10 protein-coding genes are annotated in these 15,302 nt (G+C 65.1%); 3 read left to right on the top strand and 7 right to left on the bottom strand.

Annotated features, from left to right (window positions below):
* Positions 1-65 precede the first annotated feature (65 nt).
* From accD to NKI08_RS12705, 3 genes are all read left to right on the top strand, one after another.
* Positions 66-992 (top strand): acetyl-CoA carboxylase, carboxyltransferase subunit beta, encoded by a 927-nt coding sequence (gene accD, locus NKI08_RS12715; RefSeq protein WP_352682217.1) that lies wholly within the window; start codon positions 66-68, stop codon positions 990-992.
* A gap of 55 nt (positions 993-1,047) precedes the next feature.
* Positions 1,048-2,373, top strand: coding sequence for a bifunctional folylpolyglutamate synthase/dihydrofolate synthase (locus tag NKI08_RS12710; protein ID WP_352769630.1), 1,326 nt, complete (start codon positions 1,048-1,050; stop codon positions 2,371-2,373).
* 61 nt (positions 2,374-2,434) lie between these two features.
* Positions 2,435-2,854: a VOC family protein gene (locus NKI08_RS12705; RefSeq protein ID WP_352769627.1), complete on the top strand. Its 420-nt coding sequence runs from the start codon at positions 2,435-2,437 to the stop codon at positions 2,852-2,854.
* Between the two features lie 48 nt (positions 2,855-2,902).
* On the opposite strand, the gene NKI08_RS12700 is transcribed toward NKI08_RS12705, so the two are convergent.
* The 7 genes from NKI08_RS12700 to NKI08_RS12670 form a co-directional block, all read right to left on the bottom strand.
* Positions 2,903-3,184 carry a cupin domain-containing protein gene (locus NKI08_RS12700; RefSeq protein ID WP_023718287.1) on the bottom strand — a complete coding sequence of 94 codons (282 nt, stop codon included), beginning with the start codon at positions 3,182-3,184 and terminating at the stop codon, positions 2,903-2,905.
* A 132-nt stretch (positions 3,185-3,316) separates the two neighbouring features.
* Positions 3,317-3,640 (bottom strand): thioredoxin, encoded by a 324-nt coding sequence (trxA, locus tag NKI08_RS12695; protein WP_023677558.1) that lies wholly within the window; start codon positions 3,638-3,640, stop codon positions 3,317-3,319.
* A gap of 73 nt (positions 3,641-3,713) precedes the next feature.
* Positions 3,714-7,226, bottom strand: coding sequence for a double-strand break repair helicase AddA (gene addA, locus NKI08_RS12690; RefSeq protein ID WP_352769624.1), 3,513 nt, complete (start codon positions 7,224-7,226; stop codon positions 3,714-3,716).
* A complete protein-coding gene (addB, locus tag NKI08_RS12685; RefSeq protein ID WP_352769621.1) occupies positions 7,223-10,360 on the bottom strand; it encodes a double-strand break repair protein AddB in 3,138 nt (1,045 codons plus the stop codon). The genes addA and addB overlap by 4 nt, the downstream gene beginning before the upstream one ends.
* A complete protein-coding gene (locus NKI08_RS12680) occupies positions 10,357-11,100 on the bottom strand; it encodes a nucleotidyltransferase family protein (protein ID WP_352616837.1) in 744 nt (247 codons plus the stop codon). The genes addB and NKI08_RS12680 overlap by 4 nt, the downstream gene beginning before the upstream one ends.
* A gap of 56 nt (positions 11,101-11,156) precedes the next feature.
* Positions 11,157-12,668: a tRNA (adenosine(37)-N6)-threonylcarbamoyltransferase complex ATPase subunit type 1 TsaE gene (gene tsaE / locus NKI08_RS12675; RefSeq protein WP_352769618.1), complete on the bottom strand. Its 1,512-nt coding sequence runs from the start codon at positions 12,666-12,668 to the stop codon at positions 11,157-11,159.
* A gap of 8 nt (positions 12,669-12,676) precedes the next feature.
* Positions 12,677-15,238, bottom strand: coding sequence for a sensor histidine kinase (locus NKI08_RS12670; protein ID WP_352769615.1), 2,562 nt, complete (start codon positions 15,236-15,238; stop codon positions 12,677-12,679).
* Between the last annotated feature and the right edge of the window lie 64 nt (positions 15,239-15,302).

Below are 15,302 nucleotides of genomic sequence, written 5' to 3'. Positions count from 1 at the left end.
GCGAAAACCGGTTTCCACTTTTCGGGATCATGGTCTAACTCTTCGTAAGGACAGGAGCCGAAGCGATGAACTGGATCACCAATTACGTCCGCCCGAAGATCAATTCGATGCTCGGCCGCCGCACCGACATGCCGGAAAACCTGTGGATCAAGGATCCCGAGACCGGCGAAATGGTGTTCCATAAGGATCTGGAGCAGAACCAGTTCGTCATCCCGTCCTCCGGCCACCATATGAAGATATCAGCCAAGGAACGGCTGAAATTCTTCCTCGACGACGGCAAATACGAGACGCTGGAAAACCCCAAGGTCGTTCAGGATCCGCTCAAGTTCCGCGACGAGAAGCGCTACGTAGACCGGCTTAGGGATGCCAAGGCCAAGACCGGCATGGAAGACGCCATCATCAATGCGCTGGGCACGGTCGAGGGCGTGCCGGTGGTGGTGACGGTGCAGGATTTTGCCTTCATGGGCGGCTCGCTCGGCATGGCGGCAGGTGACGCCATCGTGCATGGTTTCGAGGTCGCCTTGCAGCGCAAGCGGCCGCTGATCCTGTTTGCGGCCTCCGGCGGCGCCCGTATGCAGGAAGGCATCCTGTCGCTGATGCAGTTGCCACGGACCACGGTCGGCGTCGACAGGCTGAAGGAGGCCGGCCTGCCCTACATCGTCGTCCTGACCAACCCGACGACCGGCGGCGTCACCGCCTCGTATGCGATGCTGGGCGACGTGCATATTGCCGAGCCCGGCGCCCTGATCGGCTTTGCCGGCCCGCGCGTCATCGAGCAGACCATCCGCGAAAAGCTGCCTGACGGCTTCCAGCGCGCCGAATATCTGATGGAACACGGCATGGTCGACATGGTGGTGTCACGGCTGGAGATGCGCCAGACCATTGCACGGCTGCTGAGAATGCTGCTCAAGCTGCCGGAGGAGCAAAAATCTCAGGAACCGGAAATCTTGCCGCCGTCGGTGATTCCGGCCGAAGCCCGGCCGCACGCCTGACGCATTCGCCACGAACTGCGATTGCGCGCCGTCCGCGGCGCGCCTAGGATTCGCCATGACCACGCTTGCCGCCGACCGCGAAATCGAAAGCCTGATTGCGCTTCATCCGAAGGGCTTCGACCTTTCGCTCGACCGCATTTCGCGGCTGCTCGAGCGGCTCGGCAATCCGCAGGACCAGCTGCCGCCGGTCATCCACATCGCCGGCACCAACGGCAAGGGCTCCTGTGCTGCTTTTTCACGGGCGCTGCTCGAAGCCGCCGGCTACCGCGTCCACGTCCACACCTCGCCACATCTGGTGAACTGGCACGAGCGCTACCGGCTGGCCGCAGATGGCGGCGGCAGGCTGGTCGACGACAAGGTCTTCGCCGAAGCCATCGCCCGCGTCGCCAAAGCCAATCAAGGCCAGAAGATCACCGTCTTCGAAATCCTCACCGCCGTCACCTTCCTGCTGTTTTCCGAACATCCAGCCGATGCCGTCATCCTCGAGGTTGGCCTTGGCGGCCGCTTCGACGCCACCAATGTCATCGCCGAGCCGGCCGTGTCGGTGATCATGCCGGTGTCGCTCGACCACGAAGCCTATCTCGGCGACCGCGTCGAGCTGATCGCCGCCGAAAAGGCCGGCATCATCAAGCGCGGATGCCCGGTCGTCATCGGCGCGCAGGAAAGCGAGACGGCGCAGCAGGTGCTCATCGAAACCGCCGAGCGGCTCGACTGCCCCGCCTTCGTCTATGGCCAGGATTTCCTTGCCTATGAGGAAAACGGCCGCATGGTCTATCAGGACGAAGACGGATTGATGGACCTGCCGCCGCCGCGCCTGCCGGGGCGCCATCAATTCGCCAATGCGGCGGCGGCGATCGCGGCGGTCAAGGCGGCGGGCTTCGAGATCAGCCACCGCGCTGCCGAGAAGGCGATGGCGAATGTTGCCTGGCCGGGCCGCATGCAAAAGCTGCCGCAAGGACGGCTGAGCGAACTGGCGCCGAAGGGCGCCGACATCTGGCTCGACGGCGGCCACAATCCCGGCGCTGGCGTGGTCGTCGCCGAGGCGCTGGCCGAGCAGGAGGAAAAGAACCCGCGTCCGCTGTTCCTGATCTCGGGTATGATCAACACCAAGGACCAGAGCGGCTATTTCCGCGCCTTCAAAGGCCTGGTCCGGCATGTCTACACCGTGCCGGTGAGCCTGAGCGACGCGGGCGTGCCGAACGACGAGCTGGCGACCCGCGCCATCGAGGCCGGCCTGTCGGCTGAACCGGTCAGTTCCGTCGCCAATGCGCTGATGCTGCTGCGCGACACATGGGACGGACCGCCGCCGCGCATCCTGATCGGCGGGTCACTTTACCTGGCCGGCGCGGTGTTGGCCGAAAACGGCACGCCGCCGGTTTGAGGCGTGCTTCAGCCGGGCCACGGTGACGCCAAACTTGTCAGACCACCGCGAGGAGCCAATCATGATCAAGGTAAAGCAGCTCGCACACGTTTGCATTTTCGCGAATGACCTGGAGATGACGCGAAGCTTCTATCGGGACGTCCTCGGCATGGACACCCAGTTCAATTTCCTGCGCGACGGGAAGATTTTTGGCTTCTACCTCAATTGCGGCAGCCGTAGCCATGTCGAGGTGTTCCAGAAAGACGGCGCCAGCTATGGCGACTTGAACCAGATCAACCACTTCTGCCTCGAAGTGGAAAACATCGACGCCGCGATCGCCCATCTGAGGTCAAAGGGGGTTGATGTCACTTCCAAGAAACGCGCGTGCGATGACACCTACCAGGCTTGGATCCGCGACCCCAACGGCGTGAGGATAGAACTGTTCGAATACACTGAAAAAAGCGCACAATTCGTCGGCGGCGATCGTGTCGCGGATTGGTGATCGCGCCTCGCCGGGACAATTGTAGCGGCGCAGCCGATGGTTGGTGGACTACTTCAGCTCGACCTCGATGAAGGCGAATTCGCCATCGTTTGCACTGATGACGTCATGTTCGACGCCCTCGTTGCGGAAATACGGGGCGCCCTTCTTCATCTCGGCAAAGGATTCGCCATCCTTGGTCAGGAGCTTCACCTTGCCGTCGGTCAAAGGCACGATCACATAGTCGTGGCCATGGCGGTGCCAGCCGGTGTTGTCGCCCGGGGCGAAGCGGTATTCGGTGACGATGACGCGCTCATTGTCGATGAAGACGGTGGCCTTGGCGGATCCGGTCATATCGCTTCTCCTTTGAATTCAGAAGAGAAGAATACCGGGCGGCAAGCCGCGAGTGCCAGAGCGGCCCACCAATGACGCCAGCAAAAGAAGGCCCGGCGCGAGGCCGGGCTTTTCTGCAAAATTTTGATCGGATCAGGCGAGGCTGCCGTTGATCCAGTGCGACAATGCCGTTTTCGGCGCAGCACCGACCTTCATGTCGGCGACTTCGCCGCCCTTGAAGATCATCAGCGTCGGGATCGAGCGCACGCCGAACTGCGCGGCCAGCTCAGGATTCTCGTCGATGTTGAGCTTGGCGATCTTTATCTTGCTGCCGAGTTCGATGGCGATGTCCTCGAGCGCCGGGGCGATCATCTTGCACGGGCCGCACCATTCCGCCCAGAAATCGACCACGACCGGCTCCTTGGCGTTGAGCACGTCGGCCTGGAAATTGCTCTTGTCGACCTTGACGGTGGCCATGCTGAGATCCTTTCGATTTATTCGTCCCACCAAATGTGGTGGTGATCGTGTCCGTCTTCAAGCAAGTGTTGTGTCACGCTCCCGTGAGTCTAGCAAGCGCGTCGTCCATGGCCGCTGCCGGCAGCTCGATCAGCCGCGGCGCTTCGGTGAACAGCAGCGCCGCCGAGACCTCGCGTCCCGGATAGAGCGGCTGAAGCAGCGCGCGATAAAGTGCGAGCTGCAGAACATAGGCTTGCGGCACTTCGGCGAGCGTAGCTGGCGCTGGCCGATTGGTCTTGTAGTCGACGATCGAAACCTTGTCCGGCGTTACTGCCAACCGGTCGATCTTGCCGGAAATCGAGCGCAGTTTGCCCCTCACCTCCAGGCTGCCCATGATGGCGACTTCGGCGCGCGAGTTTGGCGCAAACAGCGGCGCGAAGCGGCTGTCGGCAAGAATTCTGAAAACGCCAGCCAGGGCCTTGTCGCGCTCGTCGTCGGGCCATGCCGCGCCGGCTCTTGCCAGATAGCGTTCGGCGGCATCCCGGCGTGTTCCCTCGGCGATGCCGGGCAGCATCTGCAGCAATTTGTGCAGCGCCAGCCCGCGCACGACGGCAAAGCCGGGCTCGGCGTCGGCATCCAGCACCGGCGAACGCGTGTCGGCCACCGCTTGCCGCGCCTCGTCGATCAGCACCGAGGCGCCGGACGGCGAGAGCGGCCGCGGCAATTCCTCGAAGGGCGGCAGAGACTGGAACAGGGTTTCAGGCAGTGGTGCAAAGCGTTCCGCCTGTCGTGCCTCATTCACTGCCGCCAGTGGCATGGGCGGCAGCTTCGTCACCTGGAAACGATGCACGGTCTCGCCAGTGGCGGGATGCCGGCGTTCTTCGCTCTCTGCGGCACCGACCAGTGCGCGGCTGACGATCGAATGCCAGGTACCGATATTCGGCGCCCGCTTGCCGTGGTAGCCGCAGACGATCAGCCGATCCTCGGCGCGGGTCATGCCGACATAGAGCAGCCGGCGATATTCGTCGTCGGCGAGCTCGCGGGCGCGGGCCGATGCGGCGCGTGAAAACCCATTTGCGACATCGCTGGCCGAACGCCAGAGATAGCCCTTGCCCTCCCAGCAGTCGCCCGAGCCTTCGAACGGCATCAATCTCGGCAGATGCTGGTCACTGAACGGCGCGGAGCCGCCATCGACAAGGAATACCACCGGCGCCTCCAGGCCTTTGGCGGCATGCACGGTCATGACGCGAACCTCGTCGCGGGTCTGGTCCATTTCGCGCTTGATCTCGGGGCCGGCGTTTTCCAACGTCGACAGGAAGGATTCCAGTCCCGGCAGGCCGGTCCGCTCCTCGGCCAGGCAGAAATTCAGGAATTCGTCGAGGACGTCGCCGGCCTCCGGCCCGAGCCGCGCGATCATCTTCTTGCGCAGGCCGTCGCGGGCGAGAGCTGCAGCATAGAATTCGAACACCGGCTTGAATGCGGCCTCGTTCGACCATGTGCCGAGCCGGCTGACGACGGCGGCCAACGCCTCGCTTTCGCCGGCATGTCGGCGCAGCGAGGCGATCAGCGAGACGCTCGATGGCCTCTCCGCAGCAAGCGCGAAAAGCTGCTCTTCCGAGACATCGAAGATCGGGCTGCGCAGCACGGCGGCCAGCGACAGATCGTCCTCGGGCTGGATGAGAAAGTGACCGAGTGCGATCAGGTCCTTCACCGCGATATGGCCAGGCAGGCTGAGCCGGTCGGCGCCGGCCACCGGGATGTCGCGGCGCTTCAACGCCCGTGTCAGCGCATGGACGAAGCGGTCGCGCTTGCGCACCAGCACCAGCACGTCGCCGGGCCGGAGTTTCTTGCCACGCCCTTCGATGACCTCACCGTTGCCGATCCAGCCGGCAATCGTTGCGGCGACGTTTTCAGCGACGCGGACTGCCGGCGCGTGGGCATGGTCGACCGCTTGCGTCCAATCGTCTGGTTCGTCGACGACGTTGGCGCCGATCGACGGCCAGACCTCGACATGACCCGGCGCATCGGTGCGGATCGCCTTGTGGTCGAGCGGATCGGGATCGTGGCTGATGCCGCGCCGCACGTTCGGGTCGGCAAAGACCCGGTCGACGGCGGCAAGAACATCTTCGGTCGAGCGAAACGACCAGGTTAGCTTGAGATCGGCGAAGGCGGCGGCGGCGGATCTGACTTTGCCGGCAAACAAAAGCCGGCTGTCGGCAAAGGAGTCCGGGGCGGCTCCCTGGAAGGAATAGATCGACTGCTTTTCGTCGCCGACCGCAAAGATGGTGCGGTGGACGGCGTCGCGTGCGCCGAGCCCGGCAAAGAACTCCTCCGCCAGCCGCTTGACTACCTCCCACTGGTCGGGACTGGTGTCCTGCGCCTCGTCGAGGAGGATGTGGTCGATGCCCTGGTCGAGCTTGTACTGCACCCATGGGCCGGCGTCGGGCCGCGCCAGTAGATGGACCGTGCGGGTGATCAGGTCGTTGAAGTCGAGGAAGCCGCGCGCGCGCTTCAATTGCTCGTAGCGGGCGATCAGCCAGTCGGCGATGGTCAGCGCCGCACGCGTGCCTTCCAGCATCCTGAACAAGGCCAGCCGGTCGGAGATTTCAAGAATGGCGTCGACCGCCGCCAGATATCGTTCGGCAAGATCGGGCAACCGGTGAAGCAATGCCCTTTTAAACGTCTTTGCCGGATCGTAAGGCTCGCCGTCGGCCCTCAGGAAAGCCTTGGAGAGCAAATTCAGGCGACGTACCGGATCCTCCTCGGCAAAGGCAAGGCGGGCGTATGGCAGCAGATTGTTCAGCACGATGCGCGCATCGGCGGCCTCGGCTGCCCGTGAAAAGGTGACGAGATAATCCGGCAGGAAGCCGGGCAGCGGCCAGACCGAGGCGGCTATACCTTCGGCCGTCTGGCCGGCGCGGAAATGGAACTCGTCGAACAGCGCCTGAAAACCATCGCCGCCGGCCGCGGCGATGAACGCACGCAAACCATCGCGCTTGCGCACGATCTCGGCCAGCAGTGCGTCGAGCCCATGCTCGCCGCCGCGCTCCAGCACGGTGGCGAAGGCCTCGGACAATGCCGCATCGCCTGCAACGCCGCCCGAAATCATGTCGCGGCGGGCGGCGGCAAACAGCGAAGCCTCCATTTGCGGATCGAGCATTTCGAAATGCGCAGGGATATTGGCTTCCAGCGGGAACTGATGCAGCACCGATTCGCAGAAGGCGTGGATGGTCTGGATCTTCAGCCCGCCCGGTGTTTCCAGCGCCTCGGCAAACAACCGCCGCGCCCGGCGCATGGTTTCGCGGTCGGGCTGGCGGCCGTCCAGCGCCTCTATCCGTGTCGAGAGCTCGGCATCGCCCAGGGCCGTCCATTGCGACAGCGTCGAAAACACCCGGTTCGACATGTTGGCGGCGGCGGCACGCGTATAGGTCAGGCATAGGATCTTGGACGGATCGGTGCCGCGCAGCAACAGCCGGATAACGCGCTGGGCGAGTACATGGGTCTTGCCCGATCCGGCATTGGCCGACACCCAGGCGGAATTGCGCGGGTCGGATGCGCTTGCCTGGCTCGCGGCAGTGTCGCTTGGAATGGGGTAGGCCTTTTTCATGCCTCCCCTCCCTCGTCATCGGCGTCGCCGCCGGCGGACCATTCGAGCACGCGGGCGAGATGGTCGTAGTCGCCGTCGGTCTCGCCCTCGCGGAACGGCAGCGCCCGCGACAGATAGCCCGTCGCCGGGTCGGCGTAGTGGATCAGCAGTTTTTCCAGCCGCGCCCACGCTTCTTCGGCGAGATCGGCGGCGGTTCGCGGCTTGCGGTTGTATTCGAGGATGGATTCCTCGAACACTTCGCCATTCGGCCTCAGCCGCACGAAGGCCAGTTGCGACGGCTCGCATGCGCCAAGCTCCTTGAAAGCGCCGCGCCTGAGCAGCGCGCCCTCGAGTGCCAGTTGCGGCGCGAGCAGCGTGTGCGCCTGTGCTTTGGATGGCGAGGAGCCGGTCTTGTAATCGAGGATGTCGGCCATGCCGCCGGCCAGCAGATCGATGCGATCGGCATAGCCGGACAGGGTCACACCGGATCGGCCCACGCCGGTCTTTTCGGCGCGTTCCTCGGCGTACCGCCGTGCCACGGCTGCGGCCCGGCCGCGCTCCCATTCGATGATGCCGGCGGCAAGCTTTTCGAAGCGTGGCCACCACACCGCCTCGACATCGGCCGGCAGGGCCGCCTCGGCAAAGCAGGAGCGCCCGGCGGCAATAAGCCCATCCAACGCCTCCAGCGCGCGCGGGTCGGCCACCGTCGTTGCGAAAAGGTGCAGAATGGCGTGAAACAGCGTGCCACGCTCGGCTGCGCCCGGATCGCGAATGACCGGATCGAGCGGCATCAGGCCGAGTATCCTTCTGGCATAGACCGCATAGGGATCGCGACGCAGCGTTTCGATCTCGGTGACCGAGAAGTGGTGCGGCCGCGCGGCGAGCGGTGGTTTCGGCTGCGGCCGCGGCGCAAAGTCCTGCTTTTCGCCGGCATCGAGCACGCGCGCCCAGGCAAGCAGTTCGTCGCCGCGCCGGCGAAGTGCAGCAGCGTGGTCCTCGCCGACGAATGTAAGGATGCGCTGCAGCCAGCGCGAAGGTACCGACGGTGCATCGCCGGAGCGGCCGGAGCGAGCCAGCACCACTTTTTTGGCGCCCATGGCCATCTGGAAATCATGGGCGGCAAGGCCGATGCGCCGCTCGGGCGGTTCAAGATCGATGCCGGTCTTCATCAGCCGCGACATGAAGCGGTCGCTCTCCGGCTTGCGCGGCCACACGCCTTCGTTGAGCCCGCCGACGACCAGCGTGTCGACATCCTGAAGCCGCGCTTCCAGCACACCCCAGATGGCGATGTTCCTGTCGGTGCCCTGCGCCGGCTGGACCGTCTCGGGCGCGATCAGCGCCTCCATCACGTCAGGCCATTCGTCAGCGGCGAAGGAGAACGACACCGAGGCCGCGACCAGCTCGCGCAAGAGCTCGGCGAGCTTTTCGCCGGCATCGCCCGCATAGAGTTCGCTCGGGCTGCCGTCAGCGGCGCGGCCGAGACTTTCGAGCGCAACGACGCTGGCGCGCACAAGGGTGGCAAGATCGGCATTCTCGTCGCCGCGAAGAGCAACCAGCGGCGCCAGCGCGGCCGTTAGCCGGATCAGCAGGTCGCGCGCCTGTTCGATGCGCCTGACCGAAAGCCGCGGCCACCAGAAGGGTGGGCGGCGATTGCCGCTGCCGTCGAATTCGAGGAGCCGGGTGTCGAAGAGCTGCGGCAGCGACGCCACGTCCGGACGCCCTGTGCCACCGCGCAGCGCCACAAGTTCGACGATTTCGGCCGCATGGCGCACGCTTGCCCGCTCCAGGCCGAGGCCAAGCAGGGGATGCTTGAGCAGCGACAGCAGGGCGACGGGGTCGCCCGGGCGGAAGGCTGCCTGAAGCGCCAGCCTGAGCAGGCTGGCGGCTGGTGTGTTGATCAGCGGCGTGCCGCCGGAATCGTCGGCGGCAACGCCGAAGCGCAGCAGCTCGACTGAGACGCGCCGCGCCAGAGCGCGGTCGCCGGTGACGAGTGCGGCGCGCTGGCCGGGCCGTTCGACAGCCTGTTTGAGCGCGACGGCGATCGCCACGGCTTCGTCGCGTTCGCTGGCGGCTTCGAGAAGCGTCACCTCGGCGAAGGCCTCGGCAATATCGCCGGCCCTAAAGCGGGCGCGCGTCTCGGCCCAGAGCTCGGTGGTCTCCGCCGGGCGTAGCGCTTCGCCGACAAGTGCGGCGCGCAGCGCAAGCGGTCGCGGCGCAACAGCAAGCTCCTCGACATCGGCGCGCGGCACGCCGATCTTGCCGATCAACTTTGCCAGGCCGTATTGCGGGTGGCCAAGCACGGCTGGGCGCGCGCCCGGTGTGGTGATCGCGGCAAAGGACGGCTCGTCCAACGCCCGGTCGAGCCCGGGCAGCACAACGGCGCCATTGGGCAGACCGGCGATCACGGCAAGCAGCTCGGCCGTGGCGGGAATGGAGCCGGTGGACCCGGCGGCGATCACCGGTCCGGCTGGCGGATTACGCTTCAGCCGCGCCGCCTCCAGCCTTATCAGGGCATTACGATGCGCGGCCGGATTGGAACGATGGCGTTCCTCGAGCAGGTTCGGCCAGTTCTCCGTCACGATGGTCAGGAAGTCGAGTGTCACCTGCCACCAGCCTGCAAGATTGCCGGTTACAAGGTCGGCGAGCCTTGCCCAATCCGTGCCTTCGGTGTCGATCTCATCCATCAGGCGTGCAAGGTCGCGCGCCAGCCAGATGGCGTCGGCGGCGGAGGCCGGTATGACGATCTCCTCGTCGAACAATGCCGCGACATGTGCCGGCAGGCGGCGTTTCCACGCCCGCACCAGCGGCGCAAGCAGCAGAAGACGCTCGACCGCGGCGATCGGCGGCGCAAGGTCGATGGCGGCCGAACCTCCTGCCTCGAAGGCGGCTTCATCCTCATCGAACTCACCAAGCGGGCGGATGACCGGCAGGATCGCCGAGCGGCTTCCCGAGCGCGAGAGAGCATCGACGAAGACGCCGCGAAGCGCCCGCGCCGCACGGCGCGTCGGCACATAGATGGTGAGATCGGCCAGCGCCAGCGGATCGCCGTCATAGGCGAAGCCGGGAACTAAGCGCCCCGCAAGCAGCGCCTCGGCCAGCGTCGGCAGGAACGGCGCTCCGGGCGGGATCGAGAAAATGCGGCGGGAGCCGCTCATTTCGACTCGGTAAGAGCGCCGGGTGCCTCACCGACAGCATTGGGCGTGCCGGCAAGCGCGGCGGCGACCGCTGCTTCCGCCCGCGGGATCGCGTCAGGTGTGCCGACAGTAATCCAGTGACCCTGCATTTTCATGCCGAACAGGCGGCCGGCGGCGATTGCCGCATCGAAATAGGCGTTGAGCGACAGCGGGCCGGCTGGCGCATCCTTGAAGATGCGCGGATGGACGATTGCGGCGCCGGCATAGATCAGGCCAGCCGGATCGTTGTTCGCACGCCGCAAGGCGCCGTCCGGCGCCATCAGGAAATCGGTGCCGCCGCTATGTCCGGTTGCCGACTGGAGATCCGCAAGCATCAGCAGAATGTCCATTGTCGCGCCCTCCCATGCAAGGGCAAGTCGCCTGAGATTGGAAACGCCGCTGTCGATCCAGAAGGTGTCGGCGTTGAGCACATAGAAGGGCGCCCCTAACCTGGGCAATGCCTTGAGGATACCACCGGCGGAGTCAAGCAAGCCCCTACTCTCATCCGAGATGACGATTCTCGGCGCACTGCGGCGGGCTACATGGTCCACGATCTGTTGCGGGAGGTAATGGACGTTGACGACGGCCTTGGCGACGCCGGCTCCGGCTAGGCAGTCCAGCCCCCAGTCGAGCAATGTCTTGCCGGCGACCTTGACCAGCGGCTTCGGCATGGTGTCGGTGATCGGCCGCATGCGCTTGCCGAGCCCGGCGGCGAGCACCATGGCGGTCGTCGGCATCGGCTGCTCATCCGCCGCCTTCAGGCCCAAATCCTTAGCCGTCAAATCGAGCGTTCCTCCAGGAAGCCGTGGGCGATGTAGAAATCCTGCAGCCCGGCCAGCGCCGGATGCGCCAGTGCCCGGCGAAGATAGTCGCGGATGCGCGGCAGATGCTTCAGATAATAAGGCTTGCCATCGCGTTTTTCGAGCCGCACGAAGATGCCGAGGATCTTGGAATTGCGCTGTGCGGCCATGATTGCATAGCTTTCGCGGAATTCGTTCTCATCGAAGGCACCGGCAGCACGTCGCGCGGCGATGTAGGCGGCGAGCGTGTGCTTTTCGATTTCAGGTGAGATGGTGACGCGCGCGTCCATGGCGAGCGAGGCGACGTCGTAGGCTGACGGACCGATCAGCGCATCCTGGACATCGACGACGCCGAGGCGGTCGTGACCGGAACGGTCAGCGCGCCAGATCAGGTTGGGCGAATGAAAGTCGCGCAGCATCAGCGTGTACTCGCGCCCCTCCAGCCGATCGAGCACCGCACTCCATTCGCTGCGGTAACCGGCGCGCAGCGCCTCTCTAGGCGGAGCGCCTGATATCGCCGGGACATACCAATCGACCAGCAATTCGGCCTCGATCATTATGGCGTCGCGGTCGAAAGGCGGCACGTCGTGGAAGACGCCGGGGCCGGCCTGCATGCGGGCCGGCCATGTTTTGCCGTGCATCATGGCAAGCAGTTCGGCCGCCGCCGCATAACGCGCGGCCACCGGCTGGCCGCGCTTGTCGAGGAAGCCTTGGGAACCGAGATGCTCCAGCAGAAGAAAACCCTGCTCGAGATCCTGGGCATGGATTTCCGGGACGCTGACGCCGCCGGCCCGCAAGGCCCGGTCGACGGCGACGAACGCCGAAACGGATTGCGCGGTGTGAGCGATCTCGGCATAGGGTTTGCCGTCGCGGACTGGCGGTCCGAGCACCAGCCTTGGCGAGTTCATCAGCACGCGCGGCGGAAATCCGGCGAGCGTGACGATCTCGTAGGAGCGAGCCGAGGCATCACCGATGAAATATCGTCGCTGCGCTTCGCCCCAACCGGCCTGCCCGAGAAAATCGCGCATTGCCAGCGATCGCGCCGCGCGCTCGAAGGCGGCGCCCTCTCCCGATAGTCTCGCCAGTCGGCCGTCGCCCTGCTGGAGAAGTTCGACCAGCACCGAGGTTTTCGGCAGATATGCCTCTGCCCGCTCCGGCCATTCGACCAGCGCGGCGCCTTGCGTCAGCGCCTCGTCGAAGCCCAGCTCGTCCAGCTCGGATGCCGTGCCCAAGCGGTAGAGATCGAAATGATGAACCGGCACACGCGCGTCGTAGCTCTGGACCAGCGTGAAGGTCGGGCTCGGCACGTCGAGCCCGGCATCGTCGGCCAGTGCCCTGATCAGCGCCCGTGCCAAGGTCGATTTGCCGGCGCCGAGATCGCCCTTGAGGGCGAGCACGTCGCCAACGCGCAGCGACATGGCGAGATCCTCGCCGAACCTTGCCGTCGCAGCCTCGTCGGCGAGAAAACGCTCCAGCACCAATACCGCCATCGAACGCGCTACTCGGCCGCCGCGCGGATGCCGGACGGCGTGTCGGGAAAGGCGCAAACAACCGTGGTGCCCTTATCCCTGCCGGTCTCGATGCGGACGCTGCCGCCATGCAGTTCGACAAAGCTCTTGACGATCGACAGGCCGAGCCCGGCGCCACGGCGGCGGCCGCCATTGGTGCGCGGCTCGAAGCGCCGGAACACTGAGTCAAGCAGGTCCGGCGGCATGCCGGGGCCGTCATCGTGAACGGAAAATTCCACGCCGTCGGCAAGTTGGCGGCAGGCGAGCGTTATGGTGCTCGCCTCCGGCGCGTAATTGGCGGCATTGCTGAGCAGATTGAAGAGGATCTGGCGGACGCGGATCTCGTCGCCGTGGAAGGTTTTCGGCGCGGCCGCCGCGTCGATCCTGAGCTTGATCGCATGTTCCTCCAGCCGGTCGGCGACCAGTTCGGCGGCAGCCGTAATGGTTCGATCGATGTGAACTTCGGAAATGTCGAGTTCCATGATGCCGGCATCCACCGTCGCCAGGTCGAGGATGTCGTTGACGATGGTGAGCAGGACCGAGGAGGACGAGCCGACATGCCCGATATATTCGCGTTGCTTCTGGTTCAGCGGACCAGTCGACGGCAGTGAAAGAAGCTCGGTAAAGCCGATGATGTTGGTGAGTGGCGAGCGCAGCTCATAGGAGACGTGCTGCACGAATTCGTTCTTGATCTGGTCGGACTTTTGCAGCGCCTCATTCTTGTCCTTCAGCGCCCGCTCGACATTGACGCTGTCGGTAACGTCGACGAAGGTCATCATCACCTGGCCGTTGGGCAAAGGGATGACGGCGTAGCGCAAAACGGTGCCGTTGTTCAATTCGGTTTGGCCGTGGCGGTCGCGGCGCTCGTCGTCGAAGCCGGTGATGGCGGCAACGAACCCGCCCCACGGACTGTCGACGGCACGGCGGTCGCAAAGGTCGCGGATCGTCGAGACATGGACGTTGGGTTTTGAGGCATCGGCATCCAGCCCCCACAATGCCGCGAACGCCGGGTTCGACAGTCTCAGCCTGCCGTCGGGGCCGAACACAGCGACGCCTTCGGCGAGGTTGTCGAGCGTCTCGCCCTGGACCCGGACGGCGGTCTGGTAGCGGCTTTCAAGGTCCATCTTCTCGGTCAGGTTCTCGAACACCCAGGTGACGCCGCCCTTGGGCTGCGGATTGGCGACGACGCGAATGGTCTTGCCGTCCGGCAGATGCCACCAATGCTCCTGCGATTCAACCGCGCGGTAAGCGCCGAGCAGGCTCTCTTTCCAGCGCCGCCATTCGGGCTGCTCGGCGATCTTGCCTTCGCTGCGCAGGCGGTCGAGCAGCAAGGCGTTGTCCGGCGCGCTGTGCAGGAAGCCGCTGTCGAGGCCCCATAGTTTCTGGAACGCCTGATTGAAAAACCGCAATTTCTCGTCGGTGTCGAAAATCGCCACGGCGGTGTTGAGCTGATCGAGCGTGTCGGCGTGGCTCTGCATGGTCCGCTCATATTCGGCGCGAATGGCCTCGATAGCGCTGATGTCGCAGGCAAGACCAGCCGAACCATCCGCCCCGGCAAAATCGGTCACGGCAAACATACGGCGGTCGCCTTCGATGACCGTGGAGAGCGTCTGTTCAAAGACCGCGCGCGACCTGTGCTGCGCAGCGATCGTGTCGCGCGCCTGGCCGCCGAGGAATTCCTTGCCATCGCGGACCGCCGCTTCGGCATTCTCGGCCTCGACCGCTTCGGCATAGGCGCGGTTGACCCATTTCAGCCGCCCGTCGACAGTACGCAGCCATGACGGCATCTTGAGCGCATCCAGAAGACCGATCAGCGTCTCATGGTCGGCGGCTAAGCGCTGGTTCTCGATCTTCAGCCTGGCCTGGCTTCGCTGTGTCTCCGAAAGCGAGACGAAGCGAACCAGCACATGCGCCGCACTCTTGCGGCCGTGAACCTCGAGCGGCTGGCCGGCCTGCGATTCGATGACCAGATCGAACGGCTTTGCCTTGTCCCGCAGTGCCGCGACGGCATGTTCGAGTGCAGCCGCCGAACGCGGCATCAGCCAGCGGCCGAAAGCCAGGAAGGCCGCCCGGTCCTCCGGCGCGCCGCTCTCGATCGGCAATGTCCCGACAAGCTCGGGCTTCTTGTTCTCGGCCGCCCATACCACCACGCGCTGATCGCGGGAATGGAGCAGCGCCTCCGAGCGCTGCAGCGCGGCATTGACGTCGGCGATACGGGTCCTGAGCTCGGTATTTTCCGCCGCGGTGCGCGCCCGTTCGCGGATCAGAAAGATGGCCGACAGCAATGCCGCCCCCATGACGCCGACGAACATGGCGAGTTGCATGACCTCGACCGTGCTGACCGACAGCCCGGCCTTTTGCGCCACGCGGGTTTGGGCATGTGCAGTAAAGCCAAGCAGCGGACCAACTAGCGCGGAAGAAGCAAGCAGCACCCCGACACGGCTGCCGGCGCGCCATAGAAGGCTGCCGCCTCTGGCAGCGGAGCCCGTGATCGAATCGTTATGGCCGCCGGAAACGGCCTGCCCCGCGCAAGGCGGGTTATCCCCCGGCATGTCTTGGTCCTCTTCGCCGCCTGAATGCAAGACCGCCCTGATGCGTGCGCCCGGGCCTCGTCCC

It is taken from the genome of Mesorhizobium sp. M0768 (assembly GCF_040320195.1).
Lineage (GTDB): Bacteria > Pseudomonadota > Alphaproteobacteria > Rhizobiales > Rhizobiaceae > Mesorhizobium.
Note: the sequence above shows the minus strand (reverse complement) of the source record. Positions and strands in the feature narration are given on the sequence as shown.